Annotated in this window: 15 protein-coding genes and 1 tRNA gene; 13 read left to right on the top strand and 3 right to left on the bottom strand. The window is 58.2% G+C overall.

Annotated elements, in window-relative coordinates; translation table 11 throughout:
* Positions 1–305 precede the first annotated feature (305 nt).
* Entirely contained in the window at positions 306–1,586 is a 1,281-nt protein-coding gene (clpX, locus tag BVL55_RS07655; RefSeq protein WP_075996385.1) for an ATP-dependent Clp protease ATP-binding subunit ClpX, read from the top strand.
* A gap of 105 nt (positions 1,587–1,691) precedes the next feature.
* Here the strand turns inward: clpX and BVL55_RS07650 are convergent, their stop codons facing one another.
* From BVL55_RS07650 to BVL55_RS07640, 3 genes are all read right to left on the bottom strand, one after another.
* Positions 1,692–2,261 carry a hypothetical protein gene (locus BVL55_RS07650; RefSeq protein WP_075996384.1) on the bottom strand — a complete coding sequence of 190 codons (570 nt, stop codon included), beginning with the start codon at positions 2,259–2,261 and terminating at the stop codon, positions 1,692–1,694.
* Between the two features lie 19 nt (positions 2,262–2,280).
* Positions 2,281–2,586, bottom strand: a complete 306-nt coding sequence (locus BVL55_RS07645) for a hypothetical protein (protein WP_075996383.1) — start codon at positions 2,584–2,586, stop codon at positions 2,281–2,283.
* A 171-nt stretch (positions 2,587–2,757) separates the two neighbouring features.
* Positions 2,758–4,095 carry a DUF1513 domain-containing protein gene (locus tag BVL55_RS07640; protein ID WP_083649436.1) on the bottom strand — a complete coding sequence of 446 codons (1,338 nt, stop codon included), beginning with the start codon at positions 4,093–4,095 and terminating at the stop codon, positions 2,758–2,760.
* Positions 4,096–4,299: 204 nt separating this feature from the next.
* Between BVL55_RS07640 and BVL55_RS07635 the strand changes: the two genes are divergently transcribed.
* The 12 genes from BVL55_RS07635 (at position 4,300) to BVL55_RS07570 (ending at position 18,425) form a co-directional block, all read left to right on the top strand.
* Entirely contained in the window at positions 4,300–6,183 is a 1,884-nt protein-coding gene (locus BVL55_RS07635; RefSeq protein ID WP_162841467.1) for a sensor histidine kinase, read from the top strand.
* Positions 6,180–6,641, top strand: coding sequence for a response regulator (locus BVL55_RS07630; protein WP_075996380.1), 462 nt, complete (start codon positions 6,180–6,182; stop codon positions 6,639–6,641). The genes BVL55_RS07635 and BVL55_RS07630 overlap by 4 nt, the downstream gene beginning before the upstream one ends.
* Positions 6,560–6,835 (top strand): LuxR C-terminal-related transcriptional regulator, encoded by a 276-nt coding sequence (locus BVL55_RS17280; RefSeq protein ID WP_083649435.1) that lies wholly within the window; start codon positions 6,560–6,562, stop codon positions 6,833–6,835. The genes BVL55_RS07630 and BVL55_RS17280 overlap by 82 nt, the downstream gene beginning before the upstream one ends.
* A 216-nt stretch (positions 6,836–7,051) precedes the next feature.
* Positions 7,052–9,484, top strand: a complete 2,433-nt coding sequence (gene lon / locus BVL55_RS07620) for an endopeptidase La (protein WP_075996379.1) — start codon at positions 7,052–7,054, stop codon at positions 9,482–9,484.
* A 400-nt stretch (positions 9,485–9,884) separates the two neighbouring features.
* Positions 9,885–10,160 carry an HU family DNA-binding protein gene (locus BVL55_RS07610; RefSeq protein ID WP_075996377.1) on the top strand — a complete coding sequence of 92 codons (276 nt, stop codon included), beginning with the start codon at positions 9,885–9,887 and terminating at the stop codon, positions 10,158–10,160.
* 216 nt (positions 10,161–10,376) lie between these two features.
* Positions 10,377–11,963 carry an ABC transporter ATP-binding protein gene (locus BVL55_RS07605; RefSeq protein WP_075996376.1) on the top strand — a complete coding sequence of 529 codons (1,587 nt, stop codon included), beginning with the start codon at positions 10,377–10,379 and terminating at the stop codon, positions 11,961–11,963.
* On the top strand, positions 11,953–13,050 hold the full coding sequence (locus BVL55_RS07600) for an ABC transporter permease (protein ID WP_075998010.1): 1,098 nt from the start codon (positions 11,953–11,955) through the stop codon (positions 13,048–13,050). Before BVL55_RS07605 ends, BVL55_RS07600 begins: the two co-directional genes overlap by 11 nt.
* Positions 13,051–14,025, top strand: a complete 975-nt coding sequence (locus tag BVL55_RS07595; RefSeq protein WP_075996375.1) for an ABC transporter permease — start codon at positions 13,051–13,053, stop codon at positions 14,023–14,025.
* Between the two features lie 50 nt (positions 14,026–14,075).
* Positions 14,076–15,158: a BMP family ABC transporter substrate-binding protein gene (locus BVL55_RS07590; RefSeq protein ID WP_075996374.1), complete on the top strand. Its 1,083-nt coding sequence runs from the start codon at positions 14,076–14,078 to the stop codon at positions 15,156–15,158.
* A 218-nt stretch (positions 15,159–15,376) separates the two neighbouring features.
* Positions 15,377–15,466 (top strand) — tRNA-Ser (locus BVL55_RS07585).
* Positions 15,467–15,910: 444 nt separating this feature from the next.
* Positions 15,911–16,930 carry an amino acid ABC transporter substrate-binding protein gene (locus tag BVL55_RS07580; RefSeq protein ID WP_075998009.1) on the top strand — a complete coding sequence of 340 codons (1,020 nt, stop codon included), beginning with the start codon at positions 15,911–15,913 and terminating at the stop codon, positions 16,928–16,930.
* Between the two features lie 292 nt (positions 16,931–17,222).
* Positions 17,223–18,425 (top strand): amino acid ABC transporter permease, encoded by a 1,203-nt coding sequence (locus BVL55_RS07570; RefSeq protein ID WP_075998008.1) that lies wholly within the window; start codon positions 17,223–17,225, stop codon positions 18,423–18,425.

The raw sequence follows: 18,425 nt of genomic DNA, 5'->3' as shown, positions 1-18,425 counted from the left end.
CGGTCTTTGCAGTCCATGCAGGCAGAATCAAGGGCACCATCGCCTGGCGCACGTGCGGCCGAATGGTGCCTTGTTGACCATCATCTGTGTGCAGGCTGCGGCAAATTTTCCGCCCGCGAACCCCGAAAGCGCCTGAAATTAAGGCTATCGTCACGTTTTCGCGGATAGAGTTGGAGAATCACTGCGTCCATATTGCCTCAACCGGCAACAGGTGATTGACTGCGGCGCATGACGGTATGGTGACAAGTGGGGCCGGCTTGTTGGAATTTTGGCGGTTGATGGAGCCGCGAATTTGAGGAAGTAGCATGAGCAAGATCTCCAGTGGCGGAAATGGCGGTGGCGACTCCAAGAACACGCTGTACTGCTCCTTTTGCGGCAAAAGCCAGCATGAGGTCCGCAAACTGATCGCCGGTCCGACCGTCTTCATCTGCGATGAATGCGTCGAACTGTGCATGGACATCATCCGCGAGGAAAACAAGTCCTCCGTGACCAAGTCGGGCGACGGCGTTCCAGCGCCGCAGGAAATCCTGACTGTACTCGACGACTATGTGATCGGGCAGGGGCATGCCAAGCGGGTGCTTTCGGTGGCGGTTCACAACCACTACAAGCGCCTGGCGCATGCATCCGCCAACCAGGAAGTTGAACTGGCTAAATCGAACATCATGCTGATCGGCCCGACCGGCTGCGGCAAGACGCTGCTGGCCCAGACCCTGGCCCGTATCATTGATGTTCCTTTCACCATGGCCGATGCCACCACGCTGACGGAAGCCGGCTATGTGGGTGAGGATGTGGAAAACATCATTTTGAAGCTGTTGCAGTCCGCCGACTACAATGTCGACCGGGCTCAGCGCGGCATTGTCTATATCGACGAAGTCGACAAGATTTCCCGCAAGTCGGACAACCCGTCGATTACGCGCGACGTATCCGGCGAGGGTGTTCAGCAGGCATTGTTGAAAATCATGGAAGGGACGGTCGCTTCCGTTCCGCCCCAGGGCGGGCGCAAGCATCCCCAGCAGGAATTCCTGCAGGTCGATACCACCAACATCCTGTTTATCTGCGGCGGTGCCTTTGCCGGCCTCGACAAGATCATCTCCGAACGCGGGCGCAAAACCTCCATCGGGTTTTCCGCTCATGTGGCTTCGCCGGAGGATCGCAAGACAGGGGAACTGTTCCGCGAAGTGGAGCCTGAAGACCTGTTGCGTTTCGGCCTGATCCCGGAATTTGTCGGCCGTGTGCCGGTTCTGGCAACGCTGGAAGATCTCGATGAAGATGCACTGATCCAGATTTTGAAAGAGCCGAAGAATGCACTGGTCAAACAGTATCAGCGGCTGTTCGAGATGGAAAATGTCGAACTGACCTTCCACGAGGATGCACTTGCCGCGATCGCCAAAAAGGCCATTGAGCGCAAGACCGGGGCGAGGGGACTTCGTTCCATTCTGGAATCGATCCTGCTGGACACCATGTTCGAACTACCTGCCATGGAAGGCGTCGAAGAGGTGGTGATCTCGGAGGAAGTTGTCACCGGCAATGCCCGCCCGCTCTATATCTATTCGGAAAAATCCGAGGAAAAGGAAGCAAGCGCATAAGCTGCAACGCCTCAACGTGAAGAATCAAGAAACCGCCGCGTTAAAACGGCGGTTTCCTTTTATCCGGGCAGGGTGGGGCGTGAGGATTCTGCCCGAGACAGGCCTTCAATACAGCTTGTCGAGACCCTTTTTTGCTTCGTTGACGAGATTGCCGACCACCGAGTAGTTCTGCGCGGCAGCAGCACGGGTGTGCGCGCGGCTGAGCTTGGATCCCTTCAGCCTGCTTTTGGGATCGGTGAAGCCTACTCGATCCAGAAAGACCGTCAGTGCCTGAATGGCGCCATGGGCACGTGCTCTGGCTGTGCGTACCTCGGCATTGAGTTGTGAAACCGCTTCGTTGAACTGATCCAGATTGTCGAAAATAGCCGCTGCTCCGCCGGGATTGGACTTGATCAAGTCGAGAGCTTCCTGTGCCTCGCGCATGGTGCGCACGGCCTCCACCAGCGCGGCTGCAGCAAGGCGGACATCGCGGTGGGGACTGCGGGCTGAGGACCGTGTGGAGCCGCTTTCGCCACCGTTGCCACCGCCACCACTGCTGCCACCGCCGCCACTGTGTGCCCAAGCAGGACTGAAAACCGTTCCGGTCACGGCGATATCTGCAAGGCTGATTGTTGCAGAAAGCAGAAATGCCGCCGACAGGCGAAACAGGTATGGTTTTAGTATCAAGCGTTTCATGTCATTGCCTCTTGTAATGTTAGCGCAGGGTTGCGGTGATCCGTTTGACCTTGGCGGTTGCCGTTTTGAGTTTGGCGCTTTGCGCTTTCAGCTTTTTGGTCAGCCGTTTGATTTTCGCCAAATGACGCCGGGCCTGGGCCTTGTTCTTGATGGCAACCTGGGTCACCTCCACCGCTTCTTTATGGTAATAGCGGGATGCGGGGTCCAATCGTATGGATGCTGCATCAGCTGTGGAAACCGGTCCGCCGGACAATGTTGCCAGCATGAGTGCACCGGCGCTCAACACCACCAGCCTGCGGGCTTTGGTGTGCGGGATGGATTGCATGGGTATCTTCCTTTCCAGATGTGATTTCGACTGTGCCGACTTCCGGATTCCGTGCCCCTGCAAATTCGGAACCCACGGGTCCAGGGAAGTTTCGGGACAATCCGGCCGGGTTGGTATCCGCCACCTTGCGTAATTGCCTAAGCAAGGTTGCTTAGGCCGTGCCTGTGAACGTCAGCCTGTTCGAACCGCCGTCATGTGGCTGTGGCCGAAGAACGAGGCGTAATGGCAAAGCTCCCGGAGCGGTTCGTGGCTGCCGCGCCGGAAGATGAAGAGATTCTTCCAGTAGCCGCTGACCGCATAAAAGGGGGAGCCGGGTATCATGCTCAGGCCGCAGGGATAGTCGAGGCCGATGGCCGCTGTGTCGATGCGCTGTTTGACTTCGCTGGTGGCTGCATCGATGACAAACAGGCTGTGGGAGGAGGGGAAGGTCACCAGAACCTCGCCGTGTTGCTCCTCGTATTTGATGCCGATTCCCTGGCGCATGAACCCGCGCTCGCTGCCTTCGCCGATTTCCCTGATGGCGCTGTTCGCTGCGTTCAGGGCAATCAGGGGCGTCGGCAGATAGCAATGATCGTCCGGCGTGGTGAAATCGCCTTCGTAAGCGTATTGCTGGTTCTTCAGATGGATCTGGTCCCTGCCGGTTGCGGCCATCTCGACCTTGATCGCGAATATGCGGTCAACATCGAGGGCGGTAAGATGCCGCGTCTCGATCCGTTCCTTCCCGGTTGTCTGCTTGGCGACGCGTTTTCCGTTTGCAAGATCAATGACAACCACCGAGGATTCAACCACCTTGCGGGGAATGGCGTAGTCAGCGTGGTTTTGCGCCACCACCGAACCGTAATTTGCGATCGCAAGATGCCGGCCGTCTGGCAGCAGGCAGATGTCGTGGGGCGCGATGCCGTGAGAAGAATAGGATTCGACGATCTTCAGGGTTTGCGGATCGCGCAGGGTAATGCGCCCGTAATGGCTGGCTGGCTTGCCGGAATAAGGGGTTTTGGGTGCCCGCTCCGAGACTGCCAACAATTTGCCGTTGTCAATGAATGTGCCGTGACCACCCCCGATCCAGCCGCTTGCATAGGGTTTACCCATGGCTACCAGATCAAGGGTTTGCGGATCAAAACTCACATAGTCCTGCCGTTCGAGGGCACCGAAAAAGCCGATCCCTCCATCGGGCGATATGACAACGTCATGACCGCCAACGGGAAACAGGGCCTGTTTTACGCTGCCATCGCCCGCCAGCCGCGTAAGCATTTTGATGCTGCCGTAATACCCATCGGGGATGGCACGGGCGAGATGTTTGTGGCGGATGGCGGGAACGCCGGCAAAATAAACCGACTGCGGCCAATAACCGGGAATATAGAAAGCTGTATTGGCGATTGTTTCCTGATCGCCGGATACCGGTGCGCAATCAGTACTGCCTGCCATGCGGACAGCCCTTGCAGGCTTTGGTGAGGCTGCGGTGGCTGCCAGTGCCGCGGCCCCCAGTTTCATTACGTCGCGACGTTTCATACAGCTGTTTTCCTCATGCAGCGCCACCGCCGGGAGCGGTGCGTTGTCCTGATCATGGTCCGAAGAACCGGCTTGAGTATCGGAAAAAGGATGCGCTTTGAGCCATCCGCCAGCTTGCGTATTTTCCTAAGCAAGGTTGCGTATGGGATGGCGATCAGGCTGTGATAGTCTTAGCTGATCACATCACGGATGAATGAGAGGCTGTTGGAGGATTTCAGGGCCAAACTGTCGGGCTTGCTGGTGGTGGGACTCATCCTGGGTCTTGCCTATCTGACTGTGTTGCTCGCCGGCCCGAAGCTGTTTCCTTTACCTTTCGAGATTTTCTCCGCGCGCCTGACGCCGCTTGAAGTGGGCGGTGAGGAATTTTCACCCTGCGCGCAGCAGCCCGTCACACCGCGGCAACAAGTGGATGCCGTCGAAACCGGGCCGCGAAACCGGATAACGCTGCATGAAATAAACACAACGCAACTGCCCGGCCTTGGCGACAGCGTGATTTTTCTGACGACCAGATCGGACGATGCCCGCCTGCACCTGTGCGACGGTAGCGGCCAGGCGGTCACAACCTATTATTCGGGCGACGCGGTGCCTGCCAGCCGGCAGCCACTGCAAACCGCGGAGGTGGCCTTTCCCTTGTCCCTTGGGTCCCCTGATGAAGCGGGTTTGCGGTACGTTCTGGAAACCCGTCAGCCGGCGCTGCTGATCACGCCGGTCAAAATCATGGCTGCTGAAGCGTTTCACACCCGTTCGCGTCAGACCTTGATGACACGGCTGTTTTTCTTCGGCGGTATTCTGTCTCTTGTCGGCTACAATCTGATACTGGGCTGGCTCGTCGGCCAGTGGACCTATCTTTTCAACGCGCTGAACACACTCTCGATACTGTTTCTGGATTTCTACCTAACCGGTGTCGGCCCGGCCTATCTATGGCCTGAACAACCCTGGCTTTCAAACAAGGTGATGGTCCTGTCGGAGGCAGGGCCGGGTATCTTCGCCGTTCTGTTTGCCTATCATTTCCTCCATCCGGGCGACTGGCGGGGATTGGCGCGGCGGCCGGTGTTTTACATCTGGCCGCTGTTGAACATGATCATCCTGGCTTGCTGGGTGTTTCTGTCATACTGGCAGGCGGCGCTGGGTGTAATTGCGGTCTGGATTGCCGCCGCCATCGCGATGATTGTGGTGCTGGTTGCACGGGCAAGACAGGGCAATGAACGGGCGCAGATTCTGCTGGTCCCGGTTGTTGCGGTGATCGTCCCCTCAATGATTGCCGGAATTGCCCAACAGTTCACCGGCTGGAACCTCGGCCGGATTGGCGCACATCACGCCGAGATAACCCTGGTATTCGAAGCACTGCTGTTCACCCTGACGCTTGCGTATCTGTTGACGGTCACCGAGCGCGAACGCCAGGCGGAGCGCCGGGCGCGCATTGAGGTTGCCGAACGCTCCAAACAACAATTGCTTCAGCGGGTTGACCGCGAACGCAGCCGAATTGCTGCTGAACTCCACGACAGTGCCGGGCAGGGGCTGGTGACGATTGTCAGCCGGTTGCGCCGCGCCGGGCGCAACGGCACCGGCGGCAAGGCTGGCGCCGTGTTGCAGGATGTGGAGCGCGAAACACGTTACCTGCTCGATGACATCCGCCGGATTTCCCATGATCTTCACCCTGCCGCACTTGACCATCTCGGGCTTGCCGGCGCGCTGAAGGAATTGCGCTCCCGGCTTGCAAAATCCGGCGATGTTCGAATTTTACTCGATGTCGAGCCTGCGCTGGAACTCGACAGAAACCAGCAATTACAGGTCTATCGCGTCGTGCAGGAACTTGTATCCAACGCATTGCGGCATTCTGGCGGCGATCTGATCAACATCCAGCTGACAGGGGAAAGCGGCAAGGTCATTGTGGAGGTCGGTGACAACGGCACAGCCGGTTCGGCCGTGAACGGGGAGGGCATAGGATTGGCCGTGGTCGATGAACGCGCGGCAATTCTCGGCGGCAGATTTACCATTAAACAATCCCCGGAGGGCACGAGAGCCCGGCTGACATTTCCTGCATCAAGGCCGGAATCAAGGCCGGAATCAAGGAAGGCGCAGTCATGAGCAAGACCGTCATTATTGCCGACAATCATCCGGTATTTCGAAACGGCGTGCGGCAAATACTCGGTGAAGCAAACTCCTTTGACGTCCTGGCGGAGGTGGGCGACGGCGAAGCATGCATTTATCAGGCGGGCGTATTGAAGCCCGATGCCATTGTAATGGACCTCAACATGCCCGGCATGGGCGGGTTCGAAGCGGCAGAAAAAGTGCTCGAAATACACCCGGCCTGCCGCATCGTCATTTTGTCGATGTATTCGTCGGCCGAGTTCGTTGCCAGGGCGCGGGAAATCGGTTGCCACGGCTTTGTCGCCAAGGAGGATGCTGGCGATGAACTGATCAAGGCGATGAGCGTGAATTCGGGCGGGTTTTTCATGAGTTCATCAACCGGCACGGCGGGAGAGGATGTTTTGGGGAACTGGCTGCGCCGCCCGACGGCATTGAGGAGAAACTGTCGGCACTGACCAACAGCGAACGCAAGGTACTGGGACTCATCGCGGCAGGCCTTTCCAGCGCCCAGATTGCCGAACGCAACCACCTTTCGGTGCGCACCATTCACAGCCATCGCCAGAACATCTGCCGCAAGCTCGGCCTGTCGGGCATCAACTCGCTGATTCGCTTCGCTTCCCAGCATCGCGAAACCCTTGAACAGGCCTGACCGGCGGCCCTTGAAACCCGGATCAGGCGGCCCCATTTCTTTTTCAACCAAGCATTTCGGTGCTCCCGCCACCCGTGCCGGCGCCTGCACTCCAGCAGGTTTCCGCAGCCTTCGAAAAACTGCCGTAAAACCCCAGATGCGGTATTTTTGACTGGCGTTGGATGGTACCATGGCACTGAATCACCCAAAGGCCGAAGGGCCAGACAGGAATACAACATGGCAAATACCGGAAAATCGGATATCGGATTGGGCACCGGCGAAGTTTACCCGCTGTTGCCGCTGCGGGACATTGTCGTCTTTCCGCACATGATCGTGCCGCTGTTTGTCGGCCGCGAGAAGTCGATTGCCGCGCTCGAGGATGTGATGAACAAGGATCATCACATTTTGCTGTTTACCCAGAAAAAGGCTGGCGATGACGACCCGACGCCCGAAGCTCTTTATGATACGGGCGTGCTGGCCAAGGTGCTGCACATGCTCAAGCTGCCGGACGGCACCGTCAAAGTGCTGGTTGAGGGCGTATCGCGGGCAAGGGTCATTCAGTTCACCGAGCGCAGTGATTTCTTCGAAGCCCATTGCGAGGTGATCGAGGACGAGGTCAGCGATCCGGTTTCCATTGAGGCGACCGCGCGCTCGGTGGTCAGCGAGTTCGAGAACTACGTGAAACTGAACAAGAAGGTTTCGCCGGAGGTTCTCAGTGCCGTTGGCCAGATTGACGACTATTCCAAGCTGGCCGACACCATCGCCTCGCATCTTGCGATCAAGCTCAGCGAAAAACAGGAGATCCTGAGCATATTGGGCGTGCAGGACCGGCTGGAGCATATCCTTTCCATGATGGAGAGCGAGATTTCCGTGCTGCAGGTGGAAAAGCGCATCCGCAGCCGCGTCAAGCGGCAGATGGAGAAGACCCAGCGCGAATACTATCTCAACGAGCAGATGAAGGCGATCCAGAAGGAACTGGGCGAAGGCGAGGACGGCAAGGACGAACTCGGCGAACTGGAAGCGCGCATCGAAAAGACCAAGCTTTCCAAGGAAGCCCGCGACAAGGCCCATGCGGAGCTGAAAAAGCTCAAGCAGATGAGTCCGATGTCGGCAGAGGCGACCGTCGTGCGCAATTATCTTGACTGGCTGCTGGGCATTCCGTGGGGCAAGCGCTCCACGAAGAAGATGGACATCAACAAGGCCCAGGAAGTCCTTGATGCCGATCATTACGGCCTGGAAAAGGTCAAGGAACGCATTGTCGAATATCTGGCCGTGCAGAGCCGGGCGAAAAAGATCAAGGGTCCCATTTTGTGCCTGGTCGGACCGCCCGGGGTCGGCAAGACGTCGCTGGGCAAATCGATTGCCAAGGCCACGGGCCGGGAATTCGTGCGCATGGCCCTTGGCGGCGTGCGCGACGAAGCGGAGATCCGTGGCCATCGGCGCACCTATATCGGCTCGATGCCCGGCAAGGTCATCCAGTCGATGAAAAAGGCGAAGAAGAACAACCCGCTGTTCCTGCTTGACGAGATCGACAAGATGGGAATGGACTTCAGGGGTGATCCGTCCTCGGCACTGCTTGAGGTGCTTGATCCGGAACAAAACAGCACGTTTGCCGATCACTATCTGGAGGTGGATTATGATCTTTCCAGCGTGATGTTCGTAACGACCGCAAACACGCTGAACATTCCCGGCCCGCTGATGGACCGCATGGAGATCATCCGCATCGCCGGTTACACCGAAGATGAAAAGCTGGAGATTGCCAAGCGGCATCTGCTGCCCAAGACGATCCGCGACCATGCATTGCAGCCGAAGGAATTTTCCATCAGCGACGATGCGATCCGCGAGATCATTCGCCATTACACAAGGGAAGCTGGCGTACGTAACCTGGAGCGCGAACTCTCCAAGCTTGCGCGCAAGGCGGTTACCGAGATCCTCAAGGGCGACAAGAAGTCGGTCAAGGTCACCGAAAAGAATGTCGGCGACTTCCTTGGCGTGACCAAATTCCGCTTCGGCAAGGCCGAGACGGAGGATCAGGTCGGCGTTGTGACCGGTCTTGCATGGACGGAGGTGGGCGGCGAATTGCTGACCATTGAGGGTGTCTCCATGGCCGGCAAGGGCAAGATGACCGTTACCGGAAACCTCAGGGATGTCATGAAGGAGTCGATTTCGGCCGCTGCATCCTATGTCCGCTCGAAAGCGGCTGACTTCGGCGTCGAGCCGCCGATGTTCGACCGCATGGACATTCACGTCCATGTGCCTGAAGGCGCGACCCCCAAGGATGGTCCGTCAGCCGGCACCGCCATGACGACGGCAATCGTCTCGGTGATGACAGGCATTGCGGTGCGTTCGGATGTTGCGATGACGGGCGAGATCACGCTGCGGGGCAGGGTGCTGCCGATTGGCGGGCTGAAGGAAAAGCTTCTTGCGGCCCTGCGTGGCGGGATTTCGAAGGTCCTCATACCGGAAGAAAACGCGAAAGACCTTGCTGAAATTCCTGACAATGTGAAGAGCGGGCTGGAGATCATTCCGGTTTCGCACATCGATCAGGTGCTCGAACATGCGCTGGTCAGCAAGCCGGTTGCCATCGAATGGACCGCCGAGGATGAAGAACGCGCGCGGCAGGCGATGCTCGGCCGCAGCGACAATCAGGCGTCTTCGGTGCCGCACTGATCATCGGGTTCTGTCACCTTTGAGACTGCTCAACCCCGGCTGTCTGTCAGCCGGGGTTTTTCTTTATGGCAAGGGCTGATGATGAACGTTCTTCTGCCGGATTTTTCCTGCCACCACGGCGGCCGGTGGCAAGGACAGAGCGCTCTCCGTGATCGGGCGAAGCAGCTTCAATTTGGCCGCAACCTGAGGTTTTTCCACGAATCGCAGCCTGGCGATAAACCTGCCTTGTGTGTCCCGCAACGGCAAATTCGGCACCAAAGCGGGCATTGACAAATCCGAAAAATACACCGAATCGGGCCAAAAAGCCCTGAAAACTGGGATTCTTGTTGTGCCGCTTCGCCGAAAAGTGCGATTTTGCAGAGGTGCAATGCGCGTGCGCGCCTATTGAAAGGAAAACACGATGAACAAAAACGAGCTTATTGCTTCCGTTGCTGATCAGGCATCCATAACAAAAGCCCAGGCATCCGAAGCTGTAGATGCGGTGCTCGGTGGCATTACCTCGGCTCTCAGCCAGGGGGATGAAGTGCGTCTCGTCGGATTTGGCAACTTTGTGGTTGCCAACCGAAAGGCAACGACAGCCCGCAATCCGCAAACCGGAGCAACCATTCAGGTGCCGGCATCCAAGGCCCCGCGGTTCAAGCCGGGCAAGGCGCTGAAGGAAGCCGTTAACCGGTAAGTTCCTTACTGCGGGAAATCGGGCTCTTGCACGGCCGGATTTTTTTGCAATCAAATTTCAAACCGCCGCAAGGTTTGCGGCGGTTTTTCTTTGCCCGCTACTTGCGCCCCTGTGAATAATCGGCTTCAGGCAGCGCCCGCAGCAAACCGGCGCTGGACAATGCATTTTGTTTGGTACCTAGTAGGACGAGGAGGAGGAACCAAATGAGCTCAACCGATGGCGAGTAGCGCAGCCGGTGATGCCCCATTGCTGGACGTTCGCGGGCTGACGAAAATATTCGGCACGCTGAAGGCGAACGATTCACTCGACCTGTCGATCGGCAAGGGCGAAATTCACGCCTTGCTGGGTGAAAACGGCGCCGGAAAGTCGACCCTCGTCAAAATGCTCTACGGTTCGCTGCATCCCACGGCCGGCGAAATTGTGTGGAAGGGGGAGGCCGTCAAGGTCACCAGCCCGTCCTTTGCACGTTCGCTTGGCATCGGCATGGTCTTCCAGCACTTCTCGCTTTTTGAGTCGCTCACCGTTGCCGACAACATCGTTTTGTCGCTGGGTCCGGGACATACCATTGAGCAGGTGGCGCGCGATGCCGAGCGCCTGTCGGAAGAATACGGCCTGCCACTGCATGCCTCCACGCATATCGGCGATCTTTCCGTCGGCGAGCGCCAGCGGGTGGAGATCGTGCGTTGCCTGCTGCAGGATCCCGAACTGATCATCCTTGACGAGCCAACCTCCGTGCTGACGCCGCAGGAGGCTGACAACCTGTTTGTCACCTTGAAGCGGTTGCGCGATGAGGGCCGTTCCATCCTCTACATTTCGCACCGGCTTGAGGAAGTCAAAGCGATGTGCGACCGCGCCACCATATTGCGCCACGGCAAGGTGGTGGGCGAATGCGACCCGCGGCAGGAAACGGCTGCAAGCCTTGCTTCCATGATGGTTGGCTCCGAGGTAGCCGAAGTACAGCGGCAGGAACGCACGGCACAGGCAGGCGAAGCGCTGCTTGAGGTTTGCGATGCCAGCCTGCCGCCGGCAACGCCGTTTGCAATCGGCCTGAAAAACATCGCCATCTCGGTCAAGGCGGGCGAAATTGCGGGAATTGCCGGGGTGGCGGGCAACGGGCAAAGCGAATTGTTTGACGTCGTCTCCGGCGAGGTAACCTCGGCCAATGACGCGATCGTCATGCGCGGGCAGGCGGTGGGCAATCTCGACATCAATGCGCGGCGCAAGCTTGGCGCCGCCTTCGTCCCCGAAGAGCGGCTGGGCCATGGCGCGGTTCCCGGCATGACACTGACCGAAAACCTGCTGCTGGCACGTCATGCTTCCGATTCGGTCGCCTTTCAGCGGTTCGGCAGGCTGGGCGTTGTCTGGGAAGAGATGGTGGAAAAGGCCACCAAGCGCATCTGCAGCGACATGGATGTGCGCAAGTCGGCTGAAAATCCTGCCGCATCGGCTTTGTCTGGCGGCAATCTTCAAAAGTTCATCATGGGGCGCGAACTCGACCGGCAACCATCGATCCTGGTGGTCAACCAGCCGACATGGGGCGTGGATGCGGGGGCAGCAAGCCGTATCCGCCAGGCCCTGATCGACCTGGCGGCATCGGGCTCTGCGGTGCTGATGATCTCCCAGGATCTGGACGAAATCTTCGAGGTGGCCGACCGCATACTCGTCATGCATGACGGCACCATTGCCGAAGCGGGGCGGGCAGGCGAGGTGACACGGGAAAAAATCGGCCTGCTGATGGGCGGTGCCCATACCGAGCGCGACTCCCGTGAAACCCATGATGTGGGGGCCGGGCATGCGCATTGAAGTTTCCAGGCGCCAGATGCCGTCGCAACTGTTTTCCTATTTGTCCCCGGTGATTGCGCTGTTGCTGACCGTTTTGCTGGGCGCCATCGTGTTCATGGCGCTCGGCAAGGACCCCGTTCAGGCGATGTATTCCTATTTCATCGAACCGCTGACGGAGACCTGGTCGCTGCATGAATTGCTGATCAAGGCAACGCCGCTGATCCTGATCGCGGTGGGCCTGTCGGTCTGTTATCTTTCCAACAACTGGAACATCGGTGCGGAGGGACAGTTCCTGATGGGGGCGGTTGCCGGATCGGCCATTCCGGTTTTGGCGCCGGATTTCCAGTCCTTCATCACCCTGCCGCTGATGCTCGTCTTCGCCATGGCGGGCGGTGCGGCCTTTGCCGCCATCCCGGCCTTTTTGAAAAGCCGCTTCAACACAAACGAGATTCTCACCAGTCTGATGCTGGTCTATGTGGCACAGCTTTTCGTTGACTGGCTGGTGCGCGGGCCCTGGCGCAATCCGCAGGGGTTCAGCTTTCCCGGTACCGTCACCTTCAACGACTTCGCCTTGCTGCCGGAGATGTTTCCGGCTTCGGGCCGGGCCAATATCGGCATTCTGTTTGCCGTTGTTGCCGCCGTGCTGGTCTGGCTGATGATTACCAGAACGATGAAAGGCTTTGAAGTACGGGTGCTCGGCCAAAATCCCAGGGCAGGGCGGTTTGCCGGGTTTTCTTCAGCCAAAATGACGTTTTTTGCCTTTCTGCTTTCGGGGGCTCTGGCCGGGCTTGCCGGCATTATCGAGGTTGCCGGCGCCGTACAGCACCTTAATGAGAAGCTTTCGGTCGGTTACGGCTTTGCCGCCATCATTGTCGTCTTTCTGGGCCGCTTGAACCCGCTGGGTGCAATCGTTGCAGGACTGGTGCTGGCGCTGACCTATCTGGGCGGTGAAGCAGCGCAGATTTCGCTGCAGATTTCCGACAAGTCGGCAAGGGTGTTTCAGGGCATGCTGCTTTTCCTGGTGCTTGCCTGCGATACGCTGATCCACTTCCGCATCCGGTTTGTAACCGCCCGTTCGGTATCATCCCCAAAAGTGGAGAACAGCTAGATGGGAATGACGGAAGCCATACTGCTGACCGTTTTTACCGCTGCAACGCCATTGCTGATCGCTGCCATGGGTGAACTGGTGGCCGAGCGGTCGGGCGTGCTCAATCTGGGCGTGGAAGGCATGATGATCATGGGGGCGATTGGCGGTTTTGCCTTTGCCCAGATGAGCGGCAATCCCTATGTCGGCGCGTTGGGCGGCATGGTGATCGGTGCCCTGTTCTCGCTGTTGTTCGCCTTTCTGGCCGTAACCCTGGTAACCAACCAGGTGGCAACCGGCCTCGCGCTGACCATTTTGGGCCTCGGCCTTTCCGGCCTGTGGGGCGAGGCGTTTGTTGGCGTTCCGGGTGTCAAGCTGCAGCCCATTGTCGTTCCCGTACTTTCGGAGATACCGCTGATCGGGCGGCTTTTGTTTGCCCAGGACGCGCTGTTCTACGTTTCCATCGCACTGGTTTTCGCGGTTTCCTGGTTCCTGTTCAGGACCAAGGGCGGACTGATCCTGCGCAGTGTCGGCGATAATCACCACTCCGCCCATGCGCTTGGCATCAGTGTTTCGCGGGTGCGGTATCTGGCGGTGATGTTCGGCGGTGCCTGCGCCGGGCTTGCCGGATCGCACCTCTCGCTGGTCTACACAACCCAGTGGATCGAGAACATGACGGCAGGGCGCGGCTGGATTGCGCTTGCGCTGGTGGTTTTTGCATCCTGGCGGCCCTGGCGTATTTTGTTCGGGGCGTATCTGTTCGGGGCCATCACCATCATGCAATTGCATATCCAGGCGCTGAACCTCGGCGATCTGGAATTTCTGCCGGGGCCGGTCTATGGCATCATGGCGCTGCTGAAATCCATTCCCGCACAGTTTCTTTCATCGCTGCCCTATCTTGCAACGATCGCGGTTCTGGTCTTGATTTCCAGAAACCGCAGGCTGACACTGATCAACACGCCGGCCATGCTGGGACGCGGCTTCGTGCCGGATCGCTGATACATCACAGAAACCGGGACACAATCCGGAAACAAACAGGAAGGAATGTCATGAAAAAAATGCTCGGAATTGCAGCCGCATTTGCACTGGCGCTCAGTGCCGGCTCCGCCCTTGCGGCAAGCCACGGGATGGAGAAGGTAAAGGCCTGCTTCATCTATGTGGGCCCGATCGGGGATTTCGGCTGGTCCTACCAGCATGACCGTGGACGGCTCGACCTTGAAGAGGCGCTGGGCGACAAGGTGGAAACGGCTTACCTGGAAAGCGTGCCGGAAGGCGCGGATGCAGAACGCGCCATTGAACGGTTTGCCCGTTCAGGCTGCAACATCATCTTTACCACCTCCTTCGGCTATATGGACGCGACCAACAAGGTTGCAGCAAAGTTTCCCGATGTGAAGTTTGAGCACGCCACGGGCTACAAGCGCGAGCACGACAACGTGTCGACTTATAATTCGAAGTTCCATGAAGGACGCTACGTGCAGGGCCAGATCGCGGCCAAGATGTCAAAAGCCGGCGTTGCCGGTTACATTGCATCCTTCCCGATCCCCGAGGTCGTCATGGGCATCAATGCCTTCACCCTTGGTGCGCAGTCGGTCAATCCAGACTTCAAGCTGAAGGTCGTCTGGGCGAATACCTGGTTTGATCCGGGCAAGGAAGCAGACGCCGCCAAGGCGCTGATTGACCAGGGCGCCGACATCATCACCCAGCACACCGACTCCACGGCGCCGATGCAGGTTGCTGCCGAGCGTGGTGTCAAGGCGTTCGGCCAGGCCTCTGACATGATCGATTTCGGCAAGCAGACACAGCTTACCGCCATCATCGACGACTGGGGTCCGTATTACATCGAGCGGGTCAAGGCCGTTCTGGAAGGCACCTGGGAACAGGTGGATGTATGGGCCGGCATGGCAGAAGGCCATGTGGTCATGGCGCCCTATACCAACATGCCGGACGATGTGAAGGCGATGGCCGAAGAAACCGAAGCGAAGATCAAGTCCGGTGAGTTCAACCCGTTTACCGGACCGGTCAAGAAACAGGACGGCTCGGTCTGGCTTGAAGACGGTCAGGTGGCTGAAGACGGCGAACTGCTGGGCATCAACTTCTACGTCGAAGGTGTTGACGACCAGTTGCCGCAGTAAACCGGCGTAAACGGGGTTTTCCGGGTTCGGCAATATCCCTGATGCATCGTCAAAAGGACCGGCTCGCGCCGGTCCTTTTTTCATCGGATTTCAAACCCTTCAGGTTTTTCAAAAATTCGTTGATGCCCGGACGGCACTAATGGTTGAAAAATTGTGGCGAATGGCCCATTAGGCACTTGTATCGACCGCAACGCGGCACAGGCGGCGCGTCCGCATCCGGAGAGGTGGCAGAGTGGTTGAATGCACCGGTCTTGAAAACCGGCGTGCGTGCAAGCGTACCGTGGGTTCGAATCCCACCCTCTCCGCCATTTTCTGACTTCGCGCTGTTGGCCTGCGGGCTTCGCTCCAGGCGGGGCCTCGCGGCGTGCGGGCGGAGGAATTCCAGGCAATGCTGCCGGGAGGAATATCCCGGACCCATGGCAGCCCTGTTCACCTTATTTGCGCAAAGACCGCATTTCCATACAAATGGCGTCAAACGCCCTTGACCTTTACGCCATTATGTTTTGTGATGGTGACACATCGGACGAGTTGTCCGAGGGGAGGATCTACAATGTGACGCTTTGAACCGGGCTCGGCTTGCCGCAGCTTGGAGCGTTGCGCACAAATTTCTCTTTCCTTGGCAACTCGATTCGCATGAATCCGGTGAACCGGCTTCGTGAGGCATGCCGTGGTGGAATTGTGCCACTGCAGGAATGTTTCACCAGGGGCGGGCACCGGCCAACCAGAGCAAAACAACAGAAAAGGCTGTTTTGATGAACAAGAAAATTCTCTCCGCCGCACTCGGTGCAGCTGCAATGGGCGTGGCAACGACTGCCGCTTCCGCGGCAACCCTTGACGATGTGAAGGCCAAAGGCTTTGTCCAGTGTGGCGTGAGCCAGGGACTGCCCGGCTTCTCCAATCCGGACTCCGCCGGCAACTGGACCGGTCTCGACGTTGACCTTTGCCGCGGCATCGCCGCAGCGGTCTTCGGCGACGATACCAAGGTGAAATTCGTACCGCTTTCTGCGAAGGAACGCTTTACCGCGCTGCAGTCCGGTGAAGTTGATGTGCTTTCGCGCAACACCACCTGGACGATGTCCCGCGACACCACGCTGGGCCTCAACTTTGCCGGCGTCAACTACTATGACGGCCAGGGCTTCATGGTCCGCAACGATCTTGGTGTTAAATCCGCGCTCGAACTTTCCGGCGCTTCTGTCTGCACCAATACCGGCACCACGACCGAGCTCAACGTTGCCGACTACTTCCGCGCCAACAAGCTGGAGTATGAGATTGTTGCCTTTGAAAAGGCCGATGAGGTTGTTGCTGCCTATGATGCAGGACGCTGCGACGTTTATACGACCGACCAGTCCGGCCTGTATGCACAGCGCCTGAAGCTGACGAACCCCAACGATCACCAGGTTCTGCCTGAAATCATCTCCAAAGAGCCGCTTGGCCCGGTTGTCCGCCAGGGCGACGACCAGTGGTTCAACATTGTGAAGTGGGTACATTTCGCAATGGTCAACGCCGAAGAACTGGGCGTATCGAAAGCCAATATCGGCGAGATGATGAGCTCCGACAATCCGGGCATCAAGCGTCTGCTTGGTACCGAGGGTGAATTCGGTGCCGCGCTTGGTCTTGGAAACGACTGGGCGGCCAACGTGATCAAACTCGTCGGCAACTATGCTGAAGTGTTTGAAGCCAATGTCGGCCCGGACACCCCGCTGAAGATTTCGCGAGGCGTCAACGACCTTTGGTCGCGCGGTGGCCTGCAGTACGCACCGCCGATCCGCTAAGACAAAACCGGCCGGTCCGTTCATGCGGGCCGGCCTTTTCCTGTGTACTGGTCCTATGTGCCGGCGCTTCGACCTTTTTGCCAAACCGTGAACGGCGGGGTTTGGCCAAAAGGCCGGATGGAAAACCGGACAAAGCAATTTTGATACAGAATTTTGTTGGTGCAGACGGGCCTTTCAAAAACGCCCGCAGGCCAATCGGGGGAAACGCCGTGTGCAAGGCGCCTGGCAGATGCCAGGCCGGTTTTGCGGCGGGCTACCGGGCACGATTTGGGGCCCAATGAGCGAGGGGAACATGTCTGGCGAAGTCGTTTCAACGCATTCGATAGATGAAAAGCCAAAGGTTGCACTGCTGAACAATCCCAAGGTCCGGGGCGGGATCGTCCAGGCAGCATTGCTGATCTTCATCATTTGGCTCATCTACAACATGGTCAACAATGCCGCGATCAACCTGGCCAAGGCCGGGATTGCTTCAGGCTTTGACTTCCTCAACAGGGCAGCGGGTTTTGGCCTCAACTTCTCGCCCTTCATCGAATATACCGAGACGTCCACCTACGGGACGGTCTACTGGGTCGGGCTTCAGAATACGCTGATCCTGGCCGTTCTCGGTGTTTTCTTCGCCACCATTATCGGTTTTCTGGTTGGCGTTGCGCGCCTTTCATCCAACTGGGTTATTGCCAAAATCGCCTACTGGTATGTGGAGATCCTGCGCAACATCCCGCTGCTGCTGCAAATCTTCATCTGGTACAAGGGGGTTCTGGCGACGCTTCCCGGCAAGCGCGATTCCATTGATCTGGGTTTCGTCGGACAGCTCAATGCTGCCGGGCTGTACGCTCCCAAACCTGTTTTCGCAGCTGGGGCTTCCTGGATATTCTGGGCCTTCCTTGCGGGCATCGCGATCACCTGGTTCATCGGCCGCTGGGCGCACAAGCGCCAGATGGCGACCGGACAGCAGTTTCCGATCTTCCTGACTGGACTTGGGCTCATTTTGGGCCTGCCGCTGCTTGCCTATCTGCTGACCGGCATGCCGGTATCCTTTGAATACCCGGTTGCAGGTAATTTCGGCCCGCGCGGCGGCATGCAGGTGATCCCGGAATTCATTGCCCTGTGGATTGCGCTTTCCACCTACACGGCGGCGTTTATCGCGGAAATCGTCCGGGCAGGTATTCTGGCGGTCAACAAGGGGCAATCGGAGGCATCCTACGCGCTTGGCCTGCGGCCCGGCCCGGCGTTGCGGCTGGTTATCATTCCCCAGGCGCTGCGGGTCATCATCCCGCCCTTGACCAGCCAGTATCTGAACCTGACGAAAAACTCGTCACTGGCGGTGGCAATCGCCTATCCCGATCTGACGGCGGTTTTTGCCGGAACGGCACTGAACCAGACCGGGCAGGCTGTGGAGATTCTGCTCATGACAATGCTGACCTATCTGGCCTTGTCGCTCATAACGTCGATGTTCATGAACTGGTACAACGCCAAAATGGCGCTGGTGGAACGGTAA

The sequence above is a fragment of the Salaquimonas pukyongi genome (assembly GCF_001953055.1).
In the GTDB taxonomy this organism is placed as follows: Bacteria; Pseudomonadota; Alphaproteobacteria; order Rhizobiales; family Rhizobiaceae; genus Salaquimonas; species Salaquimonas pukyongi.
The sequence above is the reverse complement of the archived record's forward strand: the minus strand, read 5'-3'. Positions and strand labels throughout refer to the sequence as shown.

Coding starts and splice junctions, on each gene's coding strand:
- BVL55_RS07605 (WP_075996376.1), top strand. CDS start 10,377: ATGGCGAGTAGCGCAGCCGGTGATGCCCCATTGCTGGACGTTCGCGGG.
- BVL55_RS07630 (WP_075996380.1), top strand. CDS start 6,180: ATGAGCAAGACCGTCATTATTGCCGACAATCATCCGGTATTTCGAAAC.
- BVL55_RS07650 (WP_075996384.1), bottom strand. CDS start 2,261: ATGAAACGCTTGATACTAAAACCATACCTGTTTCGCCTGTCGGCGGCA.
- lon (WP_075996379.1), top strand. CDS start 7,052: ATGGCAAATACCGGAAAATCGGATATCGGATTGGGCACCGGCGAAGTT.
- clpX (WP_075996385.1), top strand. CDS start 306: ATGAGCAAGATCTCCAGTGGCGGAAATGGCGGTGGCGACTCCAAGAAC.
- BVL55_RS07570 (WP_075998008.1), top strand. CDS start 17,223: ATGTCTGGCGAAGTCGTTTCAACGCATTCGATAGATGAAAAGCCAAAG.
- BVL55_RS07600 (WP_075998010.1), top strand. CDS start 11,953: ATGCGCATTGAAGTTTCCAGGCGCCAGATGCCGTCGCAACTGTTTTCC.
- BVL55_RS07610 (WP_075996377.1), top strand. CDS start 9,885: ATGAACAAAAACGAGCTTATTGCTTCCGTTGCTGATCAGGCATCCATA.
- BVL55_RS07645 (WP_075996383.1), bottom strand. CDS start 2,586: ATGCAATCCATCCCGCACACCAAAGCCCGCAGGCTGGTGGTGTTGAGC.
- BVL55_RS07590 (WP_075996374.1), top strand. CDS start 14,076: ATGAAAAAAATGCTCGGAATTGCAGCCGCATTTGCACTGGCGCTCAGT.
- BVL55_RS07580 (WP_075998009.1), top strand. CDS start 15,911: ATGAACAAGAAAATTCTCTCCGCCGCACTCGGTGCAGCTGCAATGGGC.
- BVL55_RS07640 (WP_083649436.1), bottom strand. CDS start 4,095: ATGAAACGTCGCGACGTAATGAAACTGGGGGCCGCGGCACTGGCAGCC.
- BVL55_RS07595 (WP_075996375.1), top strand. CDS start 13,051: ATGGGAATGACGGAAGCCATACTGCTGACCGTTTTTACCGCTGCAACG.